We start from the raw sequence: 21,387 nt of genomic DNA on the forward strand, positions 1-21,387 counted from the left end.
ACATGAGCCGAACCGGCCTGGGACCGATGGACGAGTATCCCATTCACCAACTGCCGCAACCGATCGCATGGCCGGGTAACAGCGACCGCAACTTCTACGATCGCGCCTACCTCAACGCCCACGACCGCAGCGGCACCATCTTCCTCATCACCGGCATCGGGTACTACCCCAACCTCGGCGTGAAGGACGCGTTCGTCCTCATCCGACGACGCCGGGCCGACGGAACCGACACCCAGACCGCGGTCCACCTCGGTGACGCGATCGACGACAACCGGCTCGAGCAGCGCGTCGGCGACTACCGATTGTCCGTCGACGATCCGCTGCGCACGTTGCACCTGACCCTCGCCGAGACCGAGGGCATCGCCCTGGACCTGCACTGGGAGGGCCTGTTCGACGCCCTTCTCGAGCAACCCCACGTGATGCGACAGGGCGCGAAGGTCACCCTCGACGCGCAACGATTCGCACAGGTCGGTACCTGGCGCGGGTCGATCACCGTCGACGGCGAACAGATCGTCGTGGACCCGGCGACCTGGGTCGGCACCCGCGATCGCTCGTGGGGAATCCGGCCGGTCGGCGAGCCCGAACCGGCCGGCCGACCGTCGGACCCGCCGTTCGAGGGCATGTGGTGGCTCTACATCCCGATGGCGTTCGACGACTTTCAGCTCGTCTTCATCATCCAGGAGGATCCCGACGGTTATCGAAGCCTCAACGACTGTTCGCGCGTCTGGAAGGACGGCCGCGTCGAGCAGCTGGGTTGGCCGAACGTCACCGTCCACTACGCGCCGGGCACCCGGATTCCGACCGGCGCAACCATCTCCACGACCGGGTCAGGCGGCTCGCCCGTGACGCTGGAGGTGGAATCGCTGCTCCCCGTACCCATCCACGTGGGCGGAGGCTACGGCGGCGACCCCGACTGGACCCACGGCGTCTGGCGCGGAGCGGACTTCACCGAACGTCTCACCTACGACATGACCAGCACCGACATCATGGGACGCATGCCCTTCGGGGTCATCGATCACGTCGGACGCGCCGAATGCCGTGAGGCCGACGGCACCACCCGCACCGGCTGGGGACTCTTCGAGCACGGGGCCCTGGGCCGGCACGATCCGTCGGGATTCGCCGACTGGCTCAGCGTCGCACCGGAGTGAGTGCCGCGCTAGTCGACGACGCGAAGCCGATAACCCATGCCGCGCACGGTCTCCAGCCGATGCGAACCGATCTTGTTGCGGAGCGCCCGTACGTAGACGTCGACCACGTTCGACGCGGGATCGAAGTCGTAGCCCCACACGTGACCGAGGATCTGCTCGCGTGACAGCACCTGATCCGGGTGTCGCAGAAACACTTCCAGCAGGGCGAACTCACGCGCGGTGAGGTCGAAGGTCTCGGTGCCCACGCGCGCTCGTCGCGACTTCAGGTCCAGACGCAGGTCCCCGGCGGACAGCAGGTTCTCCGACGCGACCGCCGAATCGTCGACGAGCCGTAACCGGATGCGGGCGAGCAACTCGGCGAACTGAAAGGGTTTGGTCATGTAGTCGTTGGCCCCACCCTCGAGCCCGTTCACCGTGTCGCTCACGCTGTCCCGGGCCGTGAGGACGACGACCGGTGTCGAGATCCCCTCGCCGCGCATGGAATACAACACGTCGAAGCCGTCCATCGCCGGGAGTCCGATGTCGAGGACGACCATGTCGAAAGCGCCGCTGCGCACTGCCTCGAGCGCGGACAGTCCGTCGGACACATGCTCGGTGCTGTAACCCGCCGCACGCAGGCCGTTGCCGATGAACGACGCGATCCGCGCGTCGTCCTCCGCGATCAAGACACGGCTCATCGCCGTTCTCCTTCTCCTGGTGCCGACGACGCTGTGTCGACGTAGGTGGTCATGTCGGGGACGGGGACATCGATGCCGAACGTCGCACCGTGCCCGGGAACACTACGTACCCAGGCGATTCCGTGGTGTGCGTCGGCAATGGCCCGCACGATCGCGAGTCCCAGTCCGGCACCGGACGAGTGCTGGGGTGCCGGCCCCGACCGTCCGCGCTGGAAGCGCTCGAAAATCCGCGCAGCGTCCTCCTGCTCGACACCCGGGCCGTCGTCGGTGATCCAGATGGACAGATGGCGCTGCGCTCCGATGCCGGCGAAGCGAGAACCCAACTGGATGACGGAGCCCTCGCGCGTATGCCGGACCGCATTCGAGGCGTACTGCAGCATCGCCTGGGTGATCCGCTCGTGATCGACGGTGCACGGGCCCTCGGCGACCTCCATGAGCAACCATTGCCGATCACCGAGCGGTTGCACCTTGGACTCGATGTCAAGCATCAGCTGCGCCGCGTCGGTCGGCCTGACCACCACGAAGTCGGGTTGCTCGGACTTCGCCAGCATGAGCAGATCCCCGACGATGCGCCCCATCCGCCCCAGCTCGCTGTCGACGAGGTCGAGCGTCTTCCGGCGTTCCTCCGGATCGTCGGGCAGGAGTTCGAGATGACCACGCACGACCGTGATGGGAGTCCGCAGCTCGTGGCCGGCATCGTCGACGAACTGACGCTGCGTCGTATAGGCGTCCTCGATCCGGTCGAGCATCGCATTGAAGGTCTGCGCCAGCGCGGCCACGTCATCACGCCCGATGACCGGCACGCGCGCGGTGAGGTCGTTCTCGCCGATCTCCGCGGCGACCATCCGCACACTCCGCACCGGCGCCAGAATCCGGCCGGCCACCAGGTACGCCACCCCGGTGGTGACGATCATGCCGGCGAGGCCCACGATCGCGAGGACCCGCATCGTACGGTCCACCAGTTCCCGACCGGGGTCGGTGTAGATGCCGACGATGAACGTCCCCGGTTGCGCCGACTCCGCGCCCGGATCCGCTGTCCCGGAGCCGACGGGCTCCAAATCGACCTTTCCCCAGCGGATCTCGCCGTGATCGGTCATCAACACGCCGGCCGGACCGGTCTGAGCCCGCAGCTCGTCGAGCACCCGGCGACCCTCACCCGCGGCCGGCCAGGCGTTACCGGGGAGTTCCAGGATCTCGGTGTCCCCGACGACGCCGGCCATCACCTCGCCCTGCCCGGCCGACTGCCGAGAGAGAAACACCTCCAACAGCCGCGACACCGAGGTGAAGGGTTCGGTGGTCGTCGGGTCGACCCCCTCGGCCGCGAACGTCCGGAACTCGCTGGCCTCCTGTGCGACGTCGTGGTTCGCCCGGCTGTCGACGTCGCGGAGCAACAGATTGCGCGTCACCACGAACACCACCACCAGCAGCAAGAACGTCGTGAGCATGATCCAGGCCGTGATACGCCAACGCGCCGAGAGCGCGGGGCGCTGCCGCACACCCGCACTCTCGGCTGACTTCGGTGTCTCGGCGTCAGTCGTCCTGGTCGTCATCGATGTCATCGTCCCAGTCGTCGCCCTGATCGTCGTCCTGGTCATCCCAGTCGTCGTTGTGATCGTCCCAGTCGTCGTCGCAGTCGTCGTCGCGCTGAGCCGATCGGGGGTCACACCAGTCGTCGTCGTCGGAGTTCAGGTTCGGCGGGACGGCCCGCTGCACCGGTGCTCCGGCGGGGATCTGCGGAACCGGCGCCGGGGCCGGCGGGGTCTGGGTCGGTGGCGTCGGGCCCTGAGGCGTCTGCGACGCGACATCGACCGACACCGAGTCGGCGGCCAGGTCGGGCTCGGGCGAACGGATGAGGAAGAAGCTGGCGGTCACGACGGCGACCGCGAGCGCACCGAGGGCGAGGGTGGCGAGTACTCGTGAGATCTTCATGTCGACGACTCTGTCGGACTCCGGTGAGCCGACCATGAGTCGAAGATGAAGGTTTTTTCATCTACGAGTCGCGGGGGTCCAGGTCGCTCAGGAACTCCTCGATCCGGGGCCACGTCTGTTCGACCGCCGCGGACCCGGCGATCAGCCCCAGATGGCTGGTCTCCACGGTGGTGAAGTCCACGCGCGGCGCCCCGGCCAGGAGTTCCACCCCGTGATGAGCAGCCGCCCAGCTGACGATCGCGTCCCGGTGACTGCCGAACAGCGCGACCGGTACCGCGACGTCGGCGAGATCGACGACGCGACCGTCGAAGTCGAGCACGCCGCCGGCGAGTTCGCCGCGCATGATGAAGTTCTCCCACATCTGTTCGGACACCTTGCCCGGGTAACCGGGCATCGTCTCCTGGAACCGGTCGATGGCCTTCATCCGCACGAGGGCGTCGGTGTCGTCGGCGTTGCGCAGGATGTAACCGGGCTTCTTCAGTTCGCGCTGCCAGGCGGTGCCCCGGTAGGCCAGGCGGACGAGTGGCGCGGGAATCCCGCCGAGTGCGCGCAGCGCCAGCTTCACCGGCGTGGTGCCGACTGGTCGCATCAGGGTCTTCACCAGCGGATACGGTGGCACCTTGGCGTAGTCGAGCGGGGTGCCGACCGCCGTCACCGAGGCCAGGGGGAGGTGCGGGTTGGCCGCGGCGGTCAGCAGGCTGATGGTCCCGCCGATACTCCAGGCCAGAACGTCGACCCGCCCGGGCCCCGGCGTCACCCCGGACTCGCGGCGGTCCGCTGTGCCGTAGAAGTCCGCGACGGTCGCCGCGACGGCCTCGGGGACGATGTCGTCGAAGAAGTCGGCGAACCCCAGGTGGCGGTCGGCGCGGGTCATGTCGCCGAAGTCGAGCACGTACGGAACCCGGCCGGCCGCCAGCAGGAACTGCACGACGGACAGCCCCTCGGCGAGGTCGTAACACGCGGTCGACACCGCGAGCGGTGGGATCAGCAGCACCGGTCGCCGTCCGGTTCCGGCGGCAGTGACCACCTCGTCATCGGCGCCGTACCGCCGCAGCGTGCGATGCGGCCCCTCGGCGATCACCGAGTGCGGGGTCTCGTGCCACTCACCGATCTCCCCGCCGCGCGCCAGATGAACCAGCGTCGCGACGCCGTCGAAGCCTCCCACCACTACCTCCCAGTCGTTGCCCGGGGACATTCAACACACCCCGGTCGGGCCGGGTCCGGGCGGGTCCGACCGTTTGGTGCACCACACCGACGGGTATCGGACCTGACGAGGCACCGCTGCCGTATGCGGTGCACAGAGGAGGTACACGCCATGGCCGAAGAACTCAACGGCACCACCATCGCATTCCTGGTCGCCCAGGAGGGCGCCGAGCAGGTCGAACTCACCGAACCATGGAAGTCGGTCGAGGCGTGCGGCGGAAAGCCCGTCCTGGTGTCCACCGACTCCGGGACCGTCCAGGCGTTCGACCACCTCGACAAGGCCGACACCTTTCCGGTCGACCTCACTCTCGAAGACGCGCGCGTGATGGACTTCGACGCGCTCGTCCTGCCCGGTGGTGTCGCCAACCCCGACTTCCTCCGTGCCTCGGAACCCGCCGTGCGGTTCGTGCGCAGCTTCTTCGAGGCAGGTAAACCGGTGGCAGCCATCTGCCATGCGCCGTGGACGCTGATCGAGGCCGATGTGGTCCGTGGGCGGACACTCACGTCCTTCCCGAGCGTGCGGACCGATGTGATCAATGCCGGCGGCACCTGGGTCGACGAAGAGGTCGTCACGTGCCGGGACGGGGACAACGTGCTGATCACCAGTCGCAAGCCCGACGACCTGGCAGCGTTCAACGCCGCGATCGTGGCCGAATTCGCCCACAGCAACGCCGCGACCTGACCCTCGCGCGTACAGCCCTCAGACGAGGGTCGGCGGCTCGGATTCGCGACCGGTCAGGGTGAGCAGCACTCGCTCACCCTGGCCGATCCGTGTTGCTATCGCCGTCGTGGTGGACAGTGCTGACGCGAGCACCGGCGCCGGGAGCGGTAGGTCGGCGTCGATCGCGCGGGAGATGTCGAGGCCGTGCACCGCCAGTTCGAAGGTCCGGGTCGGCAGATAGTCGGACAGCATGATGCCGCCGAACGGTGTGGTCAGCGGCCGGTCACGTTCTCCCGCAAGTGCTCTGATGGCCTGGTCGCGGCGCTCGAGCACCCCCGCCCGTGGATCGTCCCCCAGTGCCAGGCCGGCGTCGACTCCGCGCTGCCGGACCGAGGCGGGGTCGCCGTATCCCTGGATGGACGCGAAATACGCTGCTGTCGAATCCAACTCGATGTCCGAGCCCGGCTCGGCCAGATAGCTGACCACGGTGGTCAGCGACCGACTCGCGTGTCCGACGAGCGATCTCAGCGACCACTCCCCCAGCCCCGGACCGTCCCATCGGTCGTCATCGATCAGGGCAACCAATTCCGTCAGATGCCGGGCGCCGGCCGTGAAGTCGTCGACCGCGCGCGACAGTGCCCCCTCGCTCATCTCCGTCAGTCCTTCGGTGTCCCGGCGGTGGTCGACGACGCGGTCCCGCTCGCGGTGGCGATCTTGCGGACACGGTCGTAGAGGAGTGCGATGGTCGCGGCGAAGACGATGGCGCCGAGGATCTGGGCCCACCGCTCGAACCCGTCACCGACGATCGCCAGAGCCGAGTCGTCGCCGGTGGCCGCGACGATCCCGGCGAAGACCACACCGAAGAGCGCCTCGCCGACGATCAGACCGGTGGCCAGCAGAACACCCATCCGTTTCTTGTGTTCGACTGCGCCGCCGCTGCGTTCGGCCCACCGGTTGTAGTAGTGACCGATGAAGGCACCGATCGGGATCACCAGGACGACTGACATCGGCAGGTACATGCCCATGCCGACGGCCAGCGGCGGCAACCGGAATCGCCCTGCGCGACCGAGGAGTTCGTCGATCACGATCACCGCCGCGCCGATCAGCGCCCCGATACCGATGAGCCCCCAGTTCAGGTCCGCCCCCAGCACGCCCTGCGCAAGAGTCGTCAACAGGCCGGCCTGCGGTGCCGCGAGGGCATCCTCCGTCGCTCCCGGCGCTCCGACGAAACCGAAGGCGTCGTACATCAGCTGCAGGATCGGCGGGATCACGGCGGAGCCGAACAGCACGCCGATGATCAGGGCCACCTGCTGTTTCCACGGTGTCGCCCCGACCAGCTGACCGGTCTTCAGGTCCTGCAGGTTGTCGTTGGAGATCGTCGCGACGCCGAAGACCACCGCGGCGGTGAACAGCGTGTAGGCGATGAGCGCGTCGGTCTGCGACGCGTCCGCCGGCCCGAAGGTCAGCTTGACGAGCAGTGCAGCGATCAGTACCACCAGGATGCCGACACCGGAGATCGGACTGTTCGACGACCCGATGAGGCCCGCCATGTAACCACACACCGAGGCGACGGCCAGTCCGATGACGAAGACGAAGACGATGCTGACCGCGATGATCCCGGTGGCGCTGCCCTCCAGCACCGTGTCGTGGACGAAGTCCCACAGCAGCACCCCGATCGGGATGAGCAGCACGAGGATGCTGCCGCCGACGATGTTGATCGGCATGTCCCGCTCGGTGATGTCGACGGTCACCCCCTCACGGCGTGACCGCGACGAGACCATGGCCGCCCGGATTCCGCGCACGATCGGCCCGATGACCTTGATCAGGGTCCAGATGGCCGCGATGGCTATCGCACCGGCGCCGATGAGCCGCACGTCATTGGCGAAGATCGCGCTGACGGCGTCGCCGAGATCCTCCCCCGCCGTCTGCCCCTGGGTCTCGATGGGCAGCAGGACGACGTAGGAGATCACCACCCCGACGAGCATGGCGACACCGACGGTCACCCCGACGAGATGGCCGATGCCGATCAGCGACATCGACAGTCCGGCACTGAAGAGCGTTCCGCCCGTGCCGATCTTGATCGTCGCCGAGATCGAGTCGCTGAGCACCTTCAGTTTGGTGAGCAACGCGAATCCGGCGGACGCGACCGAGCCCAAGATGATCGTGCGCAGGCCCGCCTTGTTCTCGGTGGCGCCGCCGGCGGAATCGCCGACCTTCAGGACCTCGGCCGCCGCAACACCTTCGGGGTAGGGCAGATCGGATCCGGTGACCAGCGCGCGGCGCAGCGGAATGGAGTACATGACGCCGAGGATGCCGCCGATCGCGCAGACCGCCACCGTGATCCAGTAGGGGAATCCGGTCCACCACCCGATGATCACCAGACCGGGGATGACGAAGATGATCGCCGACAGCGTCCCGGCCGCGGACGCGATGGTCTGGACGATGTTGTTCTCCACCACCGAGTGGTTCGCGAAGTACCGCAGGATGCTCATCGAGATGACGGCCGCCGGGATCGCGGTGGCGAAGGTGAGACCCACCTTGAGCCCGAGGTAGACGTTGGCGGCGGTGAAGACCAGCGTGATGATCCCGCCGAGGACCGCGCCTCGGAAAGTCAGCTCACGTAGGTTCGCGGTGGCCGGAGGCGCAGTCGCCATCGTGTCCTCCCAACAGTCGGGTCCTGCGACCGATGGTCGTTCGGACGGCGGATCATCCGGGCCTTCGTCGATTCACCTTAGGTCGGGGTGTCCACTCGCGCAGGGACTTCCCGAGTAGGCGGAGGTCGGTTCGCGCGTCGGGCCGAGCCGCCGCGGTACGGGTGCGTCCGCTATGCCCGTTTCTCATCGTCGTAGAGACGGCCGGTATCGCGCCGTTTCAGACGGCTCGCGTAGGGCATCATCTAGGTCATGAGCGAAGGGAAGTCGGAGCAGTCTGCCCGCACTCGCGCGCTCCTGATCGGCGCTGCCGAGAAGCTGATCGCCCTCAACGGCGTGGCCGCCGTCTCCAGCCGCCAGATCAGCAAGGCGGCGGGTCAAGGCAACAACTACGCCGTCGGACATCACTTCGGTTCCAAGGACGATCTGCTTCGCGCGACATTGACCTCGCACAACATCCCTATCGAACGGTTGCGTCGCAGATGCCTGGCCGAGGTCGGACCCGAACCGGGGGTTCGCGACTGGCTCCGCTGTCTCGTCGGGCCGGAGGTCGAGTATCTGGCGGAACTCGGCCCGCCCAGCTACTTCGCCCGGTTCTTCGCCCAGGTGTCCAGTGACCCGTCCGCGACCGTCCTGCTCTATGAGGAGACCGCACGATCGGAAGTCCTCATGACGATCCTCGACCGGTTCTACGCCACCTTGCCGACCCTCTCCGACGACGTGCTCGAGGTGCGTAACAACCTGACGCGCCACATGATCGTCAACGCGCTGGCCGACATCGAGCGCACGGGCGAGGCCGAGGCGGGCGCTGCATCTCGGACCTGGCAGCACCAGCGCGATCTCGTCGTCGACGCTCTGACCGGGATGTGGCTCGCCCCGGTCACCCCGTGACGGTCAGATCACCGCGCCGACGTCCTCGGCGACGATCCGGTCCAGTGCCCGCTCGGCCACCGCGGCGATGGTCATCGACGGATTGCATGCCGCGGTGTTGCCCGGCATGAGCGCGCCGTCGATCACGTAGAGTCCGCGCTGGCCCTCGACCCGCCCCTCGAGGTCGCAGACCGTGCCCATGTTGGCCCCACCGAGGGCATGCCAGGTCGACGGGAACACCGCGTTGGTGTCGGTGAGGATCGCGTCGGGCCCGGCGATCCGCCGAACCGTCCGATCGATGTGCTTGGTCTGGATCTCCGAATCGCCCTCGTGCGGCCATCGGATGAGCGCGTCCCCGATCGCCGAGTCGTAGGCGATGACACCACGGCCCGAGCTCACGCCGAAGCCGACCATCATCGTGGTGCCGGCGTACACCGGCAGCGGCGGGAGGGACGCCTGGATGATGGTGAACGCACTTTTCGGGTCACTCCAGTTGGGACTGCCGAAGACGACCGGGCCGCCCTGCACCTTCCCGAAGTCGATGCTCGGACTGGTCCAGGTGTAGATCCGGTCGGCGTTGGTGCCCCATCCGTGCCCCAGACCGTCCGGCAGGTCGGGCACAGTACCCGTCGCACGCGCCTTGACGAGCAACTTGGTGGTGTTCACGCTGCCCGCCGACAGGATGAGAGTGCGCGCGATCAGCTCCTTGTGCTCCAACACTTTTCCGGACTCGTCGGTGCGTTCGACGTCGAGGGACCACCGGCCGTCGGGGCGGCGTGCGACCTGGCGCACCGTGTGCAGGGTGCGGACCTGAACGCGCCCGGTTGCCTCGGCCTCACGGAGGTAGGTGACGTCGACGCTGTGCTTGCCGCCGTTGTTCACACCGATGGCGCCGTCGCCGTTGGTGTAAGCGGGTTTCATCTCGCCGCGCAATTCGGCTGCGGCGTAACCCCAGTCGATCGGCATCGGGATCTTCTCCAGCGGCAGCCCTTCGGCCCGGACCCGTTTCGCGAATTGTCGCGGCGCCAGGTACTGCGGGGACCGCACCACCGAATCGGGGGCGACCGCGACCTTCAGCATCCGCGCGACCCTCGGATAGTGCACCCGGTTCATCAGTTGCCAGTCGAGCGCGTCGGGGAAATGCTCGTTGAACACCGCCTCGCTCGGTTGCAATGTCATGCCCTGGTAGACGAGGGAACCACCGCCGAGGCCGGCCGGACACAGTGCGGTCATGTTGGCACCGGAAACCGATTCGAACAGTCCCACATAGGGTTCGACGCTCAGCGGCTTGCCGAAGAGGTTCGGGGTCGACTCATGCCACAGCATTCGCTTGTCCGGACTCGACGCACGCGGAAAGGTCTCCGAGTTCGGTCCCGTCGGCCATCGCCGGCCTCGCTCGAGCAACAGGACCGGCACTCCCGCCTGGGCGAGGCGGAGCGCCGCGACGCCGCCGCCGAATCCCGAGCCGACGATCACCACGCGATGTTCTTCGCGCGTCCGCCTGATTCGTCGCGACGGGTCGGCCGACGCCCGGCCGCCACCGTTGGCCACCGCGGCCGCCGTTCCCGCGGCGGTCACCGCTGCGGCACGAAGAAAAGTCCGTCTCGTCGGAAGTGCCCCGGTCATCGCTCTCCTGCCATCAGTGCGCGAGAAGACGCTCGACGCTTCGTAATTCGGTGATCTCGAGAGACGGGGAGGAACCGGTCGCGGTCGCAGACACCGCGGGGGGACGTGCCGGGCGTGGCCGTCGGCACACAGGATTTGCCATGGACCGGCCGCGTGTCAAGCACCACTCCGACAACCAGGAGTGATCGGCACCATGGCCGGCGTAACCCTTGACAACCCGCTCAGTCATGTGACTGAATCGTCGGCGGGCGTGGAATGGAGCCGCAGCCGGTCGATGGCCGGTGCGCGGGCGTGGTTGCGGCGGAGCCGTTCTCACGTGGACTGGGATCATTGTGGTGGTGCGACATCGCGCCACCGGCGAGAAAGAGGGGCGGAGTTCACCGGACGGCGATGCAGCGGCGCGTTGCTACGATGACGCGACCATTTCGTCGCGGCCGGGGAGCTCAATGTCTGATCATCTGCAGGGCAAGACCATCATCATCACCGGTGCCGGAGGAGGTTTCGGCAAGGTCATCGCGCAGATGTGTGCGGCGCAGGGCGCCCATGTCGTCGGTGTCGACATCGACGCCGACGGACTCGCCGGGGTCGTCGAGGGCATCGCCGACGCAGGCGGGTCGGCCGTCGCACACGTCGCCGATGTCACCGACATGGACCAGATGAGGAGCGCCGCGGCGTCGGCGGTGGAACGCTTCGGTGCGATCGACGTGATCGTGAACAATGCCGGGGTCATGCCGCTGGCGTTCTTCGCCGACCACGAACGTGCCTGGGAGAAATGGCACAAGGCCATCGACATCAACATCAAGGGTGTCGTGAACGGCATCTCCGCGGTCTACGACCAGATGATCGCGCAGGGCCGGGGTCAGGTGGTGAACATCGCGTCGATCTACGGCAACGGCGGATTCGAGGGCTCGGGTGTCTACAGCGCCACCAAGGCTGCGGTGACGATGCTGTCGGACTCGTTGCGCATCGAGGCCAAGGGCAAGATCAAGGTCACGACGGTCAAACCCACCGGTGTCGCGGGCACCAACCTGGCGAGCTGGATCGTCAACGACCGCGCGATCCGCGGGATCGTCGGACAGCGCGCCGCGTCGTATCGCGAGCACGTCACCGAGTTGGTGCAGGGCACCCTGCCCGCCGAACTCACCGATGTCGACTCGGTGAAGTACTGGCTCATCACCCCGGAGGACCTCGCCCGGGCGGTGGTCCACGTCATCGACCAGCCGTGGGGGATCAGCCTGTCCGATGTGACGGTGCGGGCCAGCGGCGAGGACTACCTGTACTGAGCCATGCGCCCCGGCGGCCCGACTAACGTCCCGCGCCGGGGCGGCGGCGCTCGCCCCGGTACTTGCGGTGGTACTCGTCGTAGAGGTCGGAGTTCTTCTCCCGCTCGAGCTTGTTGACCAGCTCGGGATCGAGGCCGTGCTGGACCAGGCGGTGGCGCCGGTACACCCGGTTCAGCGCGATCGAGAAGAACAGGTAGGCCAGCAGGATCGGCATGGTCATCGTGATCCGGACACCCCAGTCGGCGGGGACGAAGAGCATCGGGATCAGCACGATGATGCAGGGCACCGCCCAGCGGACCACCATCCGGACGGACGCTCCGGGGCCCGCCAGATCGTCGGCCACCCAGTCGAGCATCGACTTCGGCAGACGCGCCCAGTAGGCGTACTTCACGTACTCCCAGGGATTCGGCTTGGTGCGCTGTGAGGTGGCCACCTCTCGATCGTGCACCACGTCGGGTGGTCGTCCGACGTCGCCTCCCCCACATCGGCTGGGTAATCTGACCCGCATGGGTTCGGAGATGACCGCGTCGGCCGACGACTCCCCCGGGCCGGATCCCGTCGGCACCGATCCCATCAGCACCGATCCGATCAGCGGGCTCGAAGCCGAACTCACCGACTTCTGGCGGCGGGGCCGGGTCCGCACGCGTCTGCGCGCCCGCGCCATCGACCCACGTCTCGACCCGTCGTGCTACCCGCTCATCACCGTGCTCGCCAAGCACAACTCCATGCCGATGTCGGACCTGGTCACCGCCGTCGGCATGGAGAAGTCGACGGTGACGCGTCAGATCGACGCGATCGTCCGGCTCGGGCTCGCCGAGCGGCATCCGGACCCGCGCGACGCCCGCGCCCGCGTTGTCACCCTCACCCAGCACGGTCGCGAACGCGTCGACGCGGTACTCGCCTCGGCGATCACCGAATGGCGTGCACGGCTGGCACAGTGGGATCCCGACGACATCCGGTCGCTGACCCACCTGCTGCACCGTCTCACCGAGGCCACCAACGATCCCGAGGCCCGCGAGGGTCCTCGTTGACGGGCGTCGCACCGTCGGCGATCCTTGGCCGGTGACTCCGGACGAAGGACTGCTGCCCCTCGCGGGCATCACCGTGGTGGCGCTCGAGCAGGCTGTCGCCGCACCGCTGGCAACTCGACATCTCGCCGACCTGGGCGCCCGGGTCATCAAGGTGGAACGGGTCGGCGACGGAGACTTCGCGAGAAAGTACGACGCGGCGGTGCGCGGCGCGGTCGCCTCCCACTTCGTGTGGCTCAACCGCGGCAAGGAATCGGTCACCCTCGACCTCAAGACCGAGTCCGGGCGCGACGCGATCCGCACGCTCATCGCCGGCGCGGACGTCTTCGTCCAGAATCTCGCGCCGGGCGCGGCCGCCCGGCTCGGTCTCGGCGCCGACGCGCTACGCGCGGACCATCCCGGACTCGTCGTCGTCGACATGTCCGGGTACGGCGACGCCGGACCCTATCGCGACCGCAAGGCCTACGACATGCTGGTCCAGGCCGAGGCCGGCCTCATCTCGGTGACCGGGACACCCGAGGAGATGTCCAAGACCGGCATCCCCTCCTCGGACATCGCGGCCGGCATGTACGCACTCACCTCCGTGTTGTCGGCGCTGCTACGACGCGCCACCACCGGAGTCGGCGCACGGGTCTCGGTGGCGATGTTCGACGCGACGGTCGAATGGATGGGCCATCCGATGTACATGCGGCTCTACGGCGAGCGGCAGATAGCCCGTGCCGGGCTCGGGCACGCGGCGATCGTGCCCTACGACAAGTACCCGACCCAGGACGGCGACATCCTCATCGGCGTCCAGAACGACCGCGGGTGGGACGCCCTGACCCGCGTCGCACTCGACCGCCCGGATCTCGCCGACGACGCCCGCTACCGCACCAACATCGATCGCGTCTCGCGCCGAGCCGAGGTCGACGCCGTGATCAGCGCGGAGACCAAACGCTTCACCACCGACGAACTCGACCGGCGTCTCGCCGACGCGGGCATACCCGCCGCCGAGATCCGCGACCTCGCGGGTGTCGTCGACCATCCCCAGCTCGGCGAGCGCGACCGCTGGCGCGAGGTGGACACCGAGGTCGGCCCGGTCCGCGCGCTCCTGCCGCCCCTGACCTTCGACGACGTGGAACTGGCGATGGGTCCCGTCCCGGCACTCGGCCAGCACACCGAGTCGGTGCTGCGGGAATTCGGCATCGACGTGCCACCGACCCCGTCGGCGTAGGATCGGCGGAACGGACCTGCAGCCCTCGGGTCCCGTTGTTCATGCACGGATACGACGACCTCTCGGAGGCGATATGTCCGACGATTCTCTGTTCACCACCCGGGATTCGGGAGCACCGGCGGGGAGTGACGAGCACTCCCTGACGGTCGGCGCCGGCGGCCCCATCGTCCTGCACGATCACTATCTGATCGAGCAGATGGCGCAGTTCAATCGCGAGCGGATCCCCGAGCGTCAGCCACATGCCAAGGGCAGCGGCGCGTTCGGCACATTCGAGACCACGCAAGACATTTCGGCGTACACATGTGCGGCCCTGTTCCAGCCAGGCGTGAAAACCGAGATGGTGGCGCGATTCTCGACGGTCGCGGGCGAGCGCGGCAGCCCGGACACCTGGCGTGACCCGCGCGGTTTCGCGCTGAAGTTCTATACCTCCGAAGGCATCTACGACATGGTCGGCAACAACACGCCGGTCTTCTTCGTCAAGGATCCGATGAAGTTCCAGCACTTCATCCGCTCGCAGAAACGTCGCCAGGACAACAACCTTCGCGACCATGACATGCAGTGGGACTTCTGGACGCTCTCGCCGGAGTCCGCGCATCAGGTCACCTGGCTGATGGGCGACCGGGGCATTCCCAAGACCTGGCGCCACATGAACGGCTACACCTCCCACACCTATCTGTGGGTCAACGCCGAAGGCGTGAAGCACTGGGTGAAGTACCATTTCAAGTCCGATCAGGGCGTCGAGCACCTCACCCAGCACGAGGCCGACCAGATGGCCGCCGCCGACACGGATTTCCACACCCGGGACCTGTTCGAGAACATCGCCGCGGGCAATCATCCGAGCTGGACACTCAAGGTGCAGCTCATGCCGTTCGACGACGCGGTGAGCTACCGGTTCAACCCGTTCGACCTGACCAAGGTGTGGCCGCACGGCGACTACCCGCTCATCGAGGTCGGCAAGATGACCCTGCACACCAATCCGGTGGACCACCACACGCAGATCGAACAGGCGGCATTCGAGCCCAACAACGTCGTGCCCGGTATCGGTTTCAGCCCCGACCGGATGCTGCTCGCGCGCGTGTTCTCGTATGCCGACGCCCACCGCCACCGGATCGGCGGCAACTACAAGCAGATCCCGGTGAACGCGCCGACCAACGAGGTGCACTCGTACTCCAAGGACGGCGCCATGCGGATCCACAACGTCCCGGACCCGGTGTACGCCCCGAATTCGAAGGGCGGGCCGTCCGCGCTCTATCCCGGACAGGGTGAGCCGCAATGGGCCGCGAACGGGGAGATCCTGCGCAGCGCCTACGTCGACCATCCCGAGGACGACGACTGGGGTCAGGCAGGCACCCTGGTTCGCGAGGTCTTCGACGACGAGCAGCGTGAACGCTTCGTGGACAACGTCGTCGGCCACCTCCTGAACGGCGTCTCCGAACCTATCCTCCAGCGGGCATTCGAGTACTGGCACCGCGTCGACCCTGACATCGGCGCGCGGATCAAGTCCGGGGTGACCGAGAAGCAGGACGAGTCCGACCCCAAGAAGGACGATCAGGCCAACCCCGCCCGCTCGTCCATGCAGGAGAAGGCCAAGGCCGAGAAGGCCTGATCCTCACGTCAGCCGACACCGTGGAACGCGTCCTCTCCCCGAGGGCGCGTTCTGCGTCGGTGGCGGACACACCACTAGGCTCGATGCCGTGAGTGTGCGCGCAGGCATCGTGGTCACCGGAACCGAGGTCCTGACCGGTCGGATCACCGACCAGAACGGTCCCTGGCTGTCCGAGGAACTCCTCGAACTCGGGGTGGACGTCGCCCACATCACGATCTGCGGCGACCGACCCGGCGACCTCACCGCCCAGCTTCGCTTCCTCGCCGAGCAGCAGGTGGATCTCATCGTCACCAGCGGCGGGCTCGGTCCCACCGCCGACGACCTGACGGTCGCAACCGTCGCGGAGTTCTGCGGCCGCGAGTTGCTCCTCGATCCCGCACTCGAGGAGCACATCGCCGCGATCATCCAGCGCTGGCGTGGGGTCGGGTTCGATGTCGACTCCGGCCCGACGCGGACAGGGATCCGCAAGCAGGCGCTCGTGCCGGTCGGTGCGGCCCCGGTGCCACCGACCGGCACCGCGCCGGGTGTCGTGATCCCCGCTGCCGCCGGTGTGCCGACGATCGTCGTCCTGCCCGGCCCACCCGGCGAACTCCAGGCGATGTGGCCGACCGCGATCTCCACCGCAGCCGTGGCCGACGTCCTGTCCCGGGCCGACGACCTCCGGCAGGCCACCATCCGCGCCTACGGCCTCCTCGAAGCCGAACTCGCCGAGACGCTCCGGTCTGCCGAGACCGCTGTCCCCGACTTCGATCGACTCGAGATCACCACTTGCCTGCGGCGCGGCGAGCTCGACATGGTCACCCGGTTCGCCGCCGCGGACGCGCCGGTCTATGACGCCCTACTCGAACTCCTCGTCGAACATCATGGGCGACAGATCTTCTCGACCGACGGTTCCACGATCGACGATCAGTTGGTCACCGCGCTGGGCGGAAGGTTGATCTCGACCGCCGAGTCGTGCACCGGCGGACTCGTCGCGGCCCGGTTGACCGACCGGCCCGGCTCGTCGGCCTACGTGATGGGCGGTGTCGTCTCGTACTCCAACGACGCCAAGTCGGATCTGCTCGATCTCCCGGCCGAGCTCATCGCCACGCACGGAGCCGTCAGCGTCGAGGTCGCCGCCGCGATGGCCGAGGGCGCGCTCACCCGGTTCGGCACCGACGTCGCGGTGTCGACCACCGGCGTGGCCGGTCCCGGCGGGGGGACCGAGACGAAGCCGGTCGGGACCGTGTGCTTCGGCGTGGCCCTCCGCGACAGGCCCACGGTCACCGTCACCCGCAGGTTTCCCGGCGACCGTGAGCGTGTCCGGTCCCTGACCACCACCGCCGCACTGCATCTCGTAGTGCGTTCACTCGCCGCCACCCCCACTGCTTTAGAGGAGCGATAGCGACGACACCCCTCCGCTCCCTGAGGTGCGAGGAGCGATAGCGACGACACCCCTCCGCTCCCTGAGGTGCGAGGAGCGATAGCGACGGCACCCTCCGCTCCCTGAGGTGCGAGGAGCGATAGCGACGAGCCTCGAAGGGTTCCGAGGCGAGAAACCTGTTTCCCGGTGAACGGCGGTCGGTCACACTGTCCTGATGCTGTTGACCATCTCCGCCGAACGTTCGTCGACCCTCGACACACCGAGCGATCTGGGCTTTCTGCTGCACAAGCATCCGGCGAAGGTGCAGCCGTTCGAGGTGTACGGGGGCACGGCGCATGTCTTCTACCCCGAGGTCGGGGACGATCGGTGCACGGCCGCGATGGTCATCGAGGTCGATCCGGTTTCCCTGGTGCGGGGGCGTTCTGGTGCGCGGGACGGGTTCGCGCTGGGGCAATACGTGAACGACCGCCCCTACGTTGCGTCGTCGTTGCTGGCGGTGGCGATGGGAAAGGTGTTCCGGTCGGCCCTGCACGGACGCTGCGCGCATCGGGAAGAACTCGCGGATTCGGAATTGGATCTGACGATTGCCCTCCCCGTGGTTCCGGGCGACCCTGCCCTGGTCCGCCGCCTGTTCGAACCCATGGGATGGGCCGTCACCGCCGACGCGATCGACCTGGACTCCACCAGGCCCGACTGGGGTGATGCACCGCTCGTGTCGCTGACCCTCGTCGGTTCCCTTCGCCTGGCCGACGCACTGAATCACCTCTACGTCTTGCTGCCGGTGCTCGACGACGCCAAACACTACTGGGTCGGCGACGACGAGGTGGACAAACTCGTCCGCGCCGGAGCGGGATGGCTGGCCACCCACCCGGAGAGGGAGCTGATCACCCATCGCTATCTGGTCCACCAGCGAGGGCTGAAAGATGCTGCCACGCAACGGCTCGTCGAGTTGGACGACCGGCCGGTCGAGGAAGCTGCGGAGGACGCCGAACCCGACGTCTCGCGCCCGTTGGTGCGGTTGCGCCACGATGCGGTCCTCGACGTCGTGCGAGAGTTCCGGCCGACGACGATCGTCGACCTCGGGTGTGGTCCGGGAGCACTGCTCGGTGCGTTGCTCGAGTTGCGCGGCGTGACAAAGGTGATCGGCACAGACGTGTCCGACTTGTCCCTCTCGAAGGCAGCCAAGCGATTGCATGTCGACCGGATGACCGAGCGACAATCCGAACGCCTGACGTTGCTGCTGTCGTCGCTGCAGTATGAGGACGACCGACTCGCAGGTCTTGATCTGGCGATTCTCATGGAGGTCATCGAACACATCGACCCACCCCGGCTCCCGGCGGTCGTCGACAACGTCTTCGGGACCATGCGATCTCGTCGGGTGGTCGTCACGACACCCAACAGCGAGTACAACGTGCGGTATCCGGCGCTGGTCGCCGGCGGCTTCCGACACCCCGACCACCGTTTCGAGTGGACCCGAGAAGAGTTCGGGACCTGGGCCCGCTCGGTGGGTGAATCCTACGGGTACGCCGTCGATCTCCGGTCCGTCGGCGAGTGCGATGAGGAGCTCGGGTCGCCGACGCAGATGGCCGTGTTCACCGAACTGACGACGACGGGGGGAACAGCATGGCCGAACTGAGCATTCCGGAACTGTCCCTGGTCGTCCTGGTCGGAACGAGTGGTTCCGGCAAGTCCGTCTTCGCGGCCACCCACTTCCGTCCGACCGAAGTCGTGTCGAGTGACGAGTGCCGGGCGATGATCTCGGATGACCCGAATGATCAGGCAGCGACGCCAGATGCGTTCGGCTTGCTCGAGTACATCGCGGGCAAGCGCCTCGATCGCGGCCGGCTGACCGTCGTCGACGCCACCAACGTGCAGGCATCGGCACGCCGGTCGCTGCTGGCATTGGCCAAGGATCACGATGTGCTCCCGGTGGCGATCGTCCTCGACCTTCCTGTCGCGCTCACGCTGGAGCGCAACGCTTCTCGACCGGATCGGGACTTCGGCGCCCACGTCGTCAAGCGTCAGCACGACCAGCTACGGCGGTCGCTGCGCAATCTGAAGCGTGAGGGTTTCCGCACGATCCACGTCCTGGACTCCCCAGAGGCCGTCGCGTCGGCGTCGATCGTACGGACGCGTCTGTTCAACGACCGGCGGCACGAACACGGTCCATTCGACGTGATCGGCGACGTGCACGGGTGTCGCGACGAGCTGGAAGTCCTGCTCGAACGACTGGGATACGCGATCCGTCGCGACGACGGACGCGCAGTGGACGCCGTGCATCCGGATGGCCGCCGAGCAGTGTTCGTCGGCGATCTGGTCGATCGCGGCCCGGACTCGGTGGGCACTCTTCGACTGGTGATGGGTATGGTCGCCGGCGGAAACGCCCTGTGCGTGTCGGGAAACCATGAGGCGAAACTCGTTCGAGCACTGGGTCGTGGGAACGTCAAGGCCACCCACGGCCTCCAGGAGACCTTGGACCAGCTCGCGGGCGAGGACGATGCATTCGTCGCCGAGGTGCGCCGGTTCTGCGACGGCCTCGTCGCCCATTACGTGCTCGACGACGGCAGACTCGTCGTCGCACATGCAGGACTCGCGGAGAAGTACCACGGCCGGGCGTCCGGCCGGGTGCGGGCGTTCGCCTTGTACGGCGACACCAGCGGCGAGACCGACGAGTTCGGCCTGTCCATCCGTTACCCGTGGGCCGACGAATATCGCGGTGCGGCAACGGTCTTGTACGGGCACACGCCGGTGCCGGATACCCAGTGGATCAACAACACGATGTGCTTGGACACGGGGTGCGTTTTCGGGGGAAAGCTCACGGCCCTGCGATACCCCGAGCGAGAGGTCGTGTCGGTACCCGCACGGTCGACGTACTACCAGCCCGTTCGCCCCCTGGCCCCGCCGTCGCGCCGCCCGGAGGTGCTGGCACTGAGCGACGTCCTCGGGCATCGCGTCATAGACACCCACCACCTGGGCCGCGTCTCCGTGCGCGACGAGACCGCCGCGGGCGCACTGGAAGTGATGAGCAGGTTCGCGATCCCACCGGCGGAGCTGCTGTACCTGCCGCCGACGATGTCGCCGGTGGACAGTTCGTCGCGCGACGGATTCCTGGAGCACCCGGATCAGGCGTTCGACCACTACGCAAAGCACTCGGTCGCTCGGGTCATCTGCGAGGAGAAGCACATGGGGTCCCGCGCTGTCATCCGGGTGGCGCGCGATGGGTCCGGCTCCGTTCATTCGCGAACCGGACGCGCCTTCTTCGCCGATCAACGGCAGACGGCAGTGCTGTCGCGGATCGCCGAGGCCGTCGCCGCCGCCGGTTTGTGGGCGGAGCTCGACACCGCCCACCTCCTCGTCGACGCCGAGGTACTGCCGTGGACTGCGAAGGCCGAGGCGATGATTCGTGGTCAGTACGCCAGGGTCGGCGCCGCGGCGACGTCCGCGTTGCCGGCCACGATCGACGTACTGACGGCTGCGGAGGCGCGAGGCGCGGACGTCGGCGATCTACTCGCGCGGACCCGGATGCGCGCCGTGAACGCCGGCCTCTTCGTCGACTCCTATCGCCACCACGTTCAACCGATCGCCTCACCGTTGGGTGTGCAGGTGGCGCCCTTCCAGGTCCTCGCCGGGGATGCCGCGACGTATGAGACCCGAGACCACCAGTGGCACCTCGGCATCGCCGACCGCCTGATCGCGGCGGACCCGGAACTCTTCCGGACCACCCGTCGCCTCGTCGTGGAGACCACTGCGGAGTCGTCTCGCGCGGCCGGCGTGACCTGGTGGGAGGACCTCACCGAGAGCGGCGGCGAGGGCATGGTCGTCAAGCCGCTCGGCAATCTCGTGCGCGGACCCAAGGGCCTCGTACAGCCGGGGCTGAAGGTCCGCGGGCGCGAGTACCTGCGGATCATCTACGGTCCCGACTACACCGATCCGTCGACACTGTCCCGTCTCAAGAACCGCAACCTCCGCCTGAAACGGTCGATGGCGCTGCGCGAGTACGCGCTGGGGCTCGAAGCACTCCGCCGAGCAGCGGCCGGAGAGCCCGTGTGGCGCGTCCACCAGTGCGTGTTCGGCGTCCTCGCAATGGAGTCGGAGGCCGTCGACCCGCGGCTCTGACCCCGTGCTCGCC

The 21,387-nt window shown here is 67.6% G+C and carries 18 protein-coding genes; 10 read left to right on the forward strand and 8 right to left on the reverse strand.

Features of this window, described 5'->3' with window-relative positions; all coding sequences use genetic code 11:
* Nucleotides 1-2: 2 nt before the first annotated feature.
* Complete coding sequence (locus ABIC25_RS14330; RefSeq protein WP_064569691.1) at nt 3-1,148, forward strand: Rv3169 family protein; 1,146 nt, start codon at nt 3-5, stop codon at nt 1,146-1,148.
* Nucleotides 1,149-1,156: 8 nt separating this feature from the next.
* Here ABIC25_RS14330 and ABIC25_RS14335 read toward each other — a convergent pair whose 3' ends face one another.
* The 4 genes from ABIC25_RS14335 to ABIC25_RS14350 form a co-directional block, all read right to left on the reverse strand.
* Nucleotides 1,157-1,825, reverse strand: coding sequence for a response regulator transcription factor (locus ABIC25_RS14335; RefSeq protein ID WP_004020432.1), 669 nt, complete (start codon nt 1,823-1,825; stop codon nt 1,157-1,159).
* Nucleotides 1,822-3,375: a sensor histidine kinase gene (locus ABIC25_RS14340; protein ID WP_354561977.1), complete on the reverse strand. Its 1,554-nt coding sequence runs from the start codon at nt 3,373-3,375 to the stop codon at nt 1,822-1,824. Before ABIC25_RS14340 ends, ABIC25_RS14335 begins: the two co-directional genes overlap by 4 nt.
* A complete protein-coding gene (locus ABIC25_RS14345; RefSeq protein WP_354561978.1) occupies nt 3,356-3,754 on the reverse strand; it encodes a hypothetical protein in 399 nt (132 codons plus the stop codon). The genes ABIC25_RS14340 and ABIC25_RS14345 overlap by 20 nt, the downstream gene beginning before the upstream one ends.
* A 61-nt stretch (nt 3,755-3,815) precedes the next feature.
* Entirely contained in the window at nt 3,816-4,919 is a 1,104-nt protein-coding gene (locus ABIC25_RS14350) for a polyhydroxyalkanoate synthase family protein (protein ID WP_082931969.1), read from the reverse strand.
* A 150-nt stretch (nt 4,920-5,069) separates the two neighbouring features.
* Here ABIC25_RS14350 and ABIC25_RS14355 point away from each other — a divergent pair, with 150 nt between their 5' ends.
* Nucleotides 5,070-5,639, forward strand: coding sequence for a type 1 glutamine amidotransferase domain-containing protein (locus ABIC25_RS14355; protein WP_004020437.1), 570 nt, complete (start codon nt 5,070-5,072; stop codon nt 5,637-5,639).
* Nucleotides 5,640-5,657: 18 nt separating this feature from the next.
* Here the strand turns inward: ABIC25_RS14355 and ABIC25_RS14360 are convergent, their stop codons facing one another.
* Nucleotides 5,658-6,269: a maleylpyruvate isomerase family mycothiol-dependent enzyme gene (locus tag ABIC25_RS14360; RefSeq protein WP_004020438.1), complete on the reverse strand. Its 612-nt coding sequence runs from the start codon at nt 6,267-6,269 to the stop codon at nt 5,658-5,660.
* 5 nt (nt 6,270-6,274) lie between these two features.
* Nucleotides 6,275-8,272, reverse strand: a complete 1,998-nt coding sequence (locus tag ABIC25_RS14365; RefSeq protein WP_354561980.1) for an OPT family oligopeptide transporter — start codon at nt 8,270-8,272, stop codon at nt 6,275-6,277.
* A gap of 249 nt (nt 8,273-8,521) precedes the next feature.
* On the opposite strand from ABIC25_RS14365, the gene ABIC25_RS14370 reads away from it, so the two are divergent.
* Nucleotides 8,522-9,160, forward strand: coding sequence for a TetR/AcrR family transcriptional regulator (locus ABIC25_RS14370; protein ID WP_354561981.1), 639 nt, complete (start codon nt 8,522-8,524; stop codon nt 9,158-9,160).
* A 3-nt stretch (nt 9,161-9,163) separates the two neighbouring features.
* Here ABIC25_RS14370 and ABIC25_RS14375 read toward each other — a convergent pair whose 3' ends face one another.
* A complete protein-coding gene (locus ABIC25_RS14375; RefSeq protein ID WP_354561983.1) occupies nt 9,164-10,765 on the reverse strand; it encodes a GMC oxidoreductase in 1,602 nt (533 codons plus the stop codon).
* Between the two features lie 446 nt (nt 10,766-11,211).
* Between ABIC25_RS14375 and ABIC25_RS14380 the strand changes: the two genes are divergently transcribed.
* A complete protein-coding gene (locus tag ABIC25_RS14380; RefSeq protein ID WP_004020442.1) occupies nt 11,212-12,048 on the forward strand; it encodes an SDR family oxidoreductase in 837 nt (278 codons plus the stop codon).
* 22 nt (nt 12,049-12,070) lie between these two features.
* Here ABIC25_RS14380 and ABIC25_RS14385 read toward each other — a convergent pair whose 3' ends face one another.
* Entirely contained in the window at nt 12,071-12,499 is a 429-nt protein-coding gene (locus ABIC25_RS14385) for a DUF5313 domain-containing protein (protein WP_033204146.1), read from the reverse strand.
* Nucleotides 12,500-12,554: 55 nt separating this feature from the next.
* Here ABIC25_RS14385 and ABIC25_RS14390 point away from each other — a divergent pair, with 55 nt between their 5' ends.
* The 6 genes from ABIC25_RS14390 (at nt 12,555) to ABIC25_RS14415 (ending at nt 21,374) form a co-directional block, all read left to right on the forward strand.
* Complete coding sequence (locus ABIC25_RS14390) at nt 12,555-13,079, forward strand: MarR family winged helix-turn-helix transcriptional regulator (protein ID WP_004020446.1); 525 nt, start codon at nt 12,555-12,557, stop codon at nt 13,077-13,079.
* Between the two features lie 31 nt (nt 13,080-13,110).
* A complete protein-coding gene (locus ABIC25_RS14395) occupies nt 13,111-14,289 on the forward strand; it encodes a CaiB/BaiF CoA transferase family protein (RefSeq protein ID WP_354561984.1) in 1,179 nt (392 codons plus the stop codon).
* Nucleotides 14,290-14,362: 73 nt separating this feature from the next.
* Nucleotides 14,363-15,895, forward strand: coding sequence for a catalase (locus ABIC25_RS14400; RefSeq protein ID WP_064569685.1), 1,533 nt, complete (start codon nt 14,363-14,365; stop codon nt 15,893-15,895).
* A gap of 88 nt (nt 15,896-15,983) precedes the next feature.
* Nucleotides 15,984-17,279: a competence/damage-inducible protein A gene (locus ABIC25_RS14405; protein ID WP_354561986.1), complete on the forward strand. Its 1,296-nt coding sequence runs from the start codon at nt 15,984-15,986 to the stop codon at nt 17,277-17,279.
* A 193-nt stretch (nt 17,280-17,472) separates the two neighbouring features.
* On the forward strand, nt 17,473-18,894 hold the full coding sequence (locus tag ABIC25_RS14410) for a 3' terminal RNA ribose 2'-O-methyltransferase Hen1 (RefSeq protein WP_354561987.1): 1,422 nt from the start codon (nt 17,473-17,475) through the stop codon (nt 18,892-18,894).
* Nucleotides 18,882-21,374, forward strand: a complete 2,493-nt coding sequence (locus ABIC25_RS14415) for a polynucleotide kinase-phosphatase (RefSeq protein WP_354561989.1) — start codon at nt 18,882-18,884, stop codon at nt 21,372-21,374. The genes ABIC25_RS14410 and ABIC25_RS14415 overlap by 13 nt, the downstream gene beginning before the upstream one ends.
* Nucleotides 21,375-21,387: the final 13 nt, after the last annotated feature.

The organism is Gordonia sp. PvP123 (assembly GCF_040547295.1).
GTDB lineage: Bacteria > Actinomycetota > Actinomycetes > Mycobacteriales > Mycobacteriaceae > Gordonia > Gordonia terrae.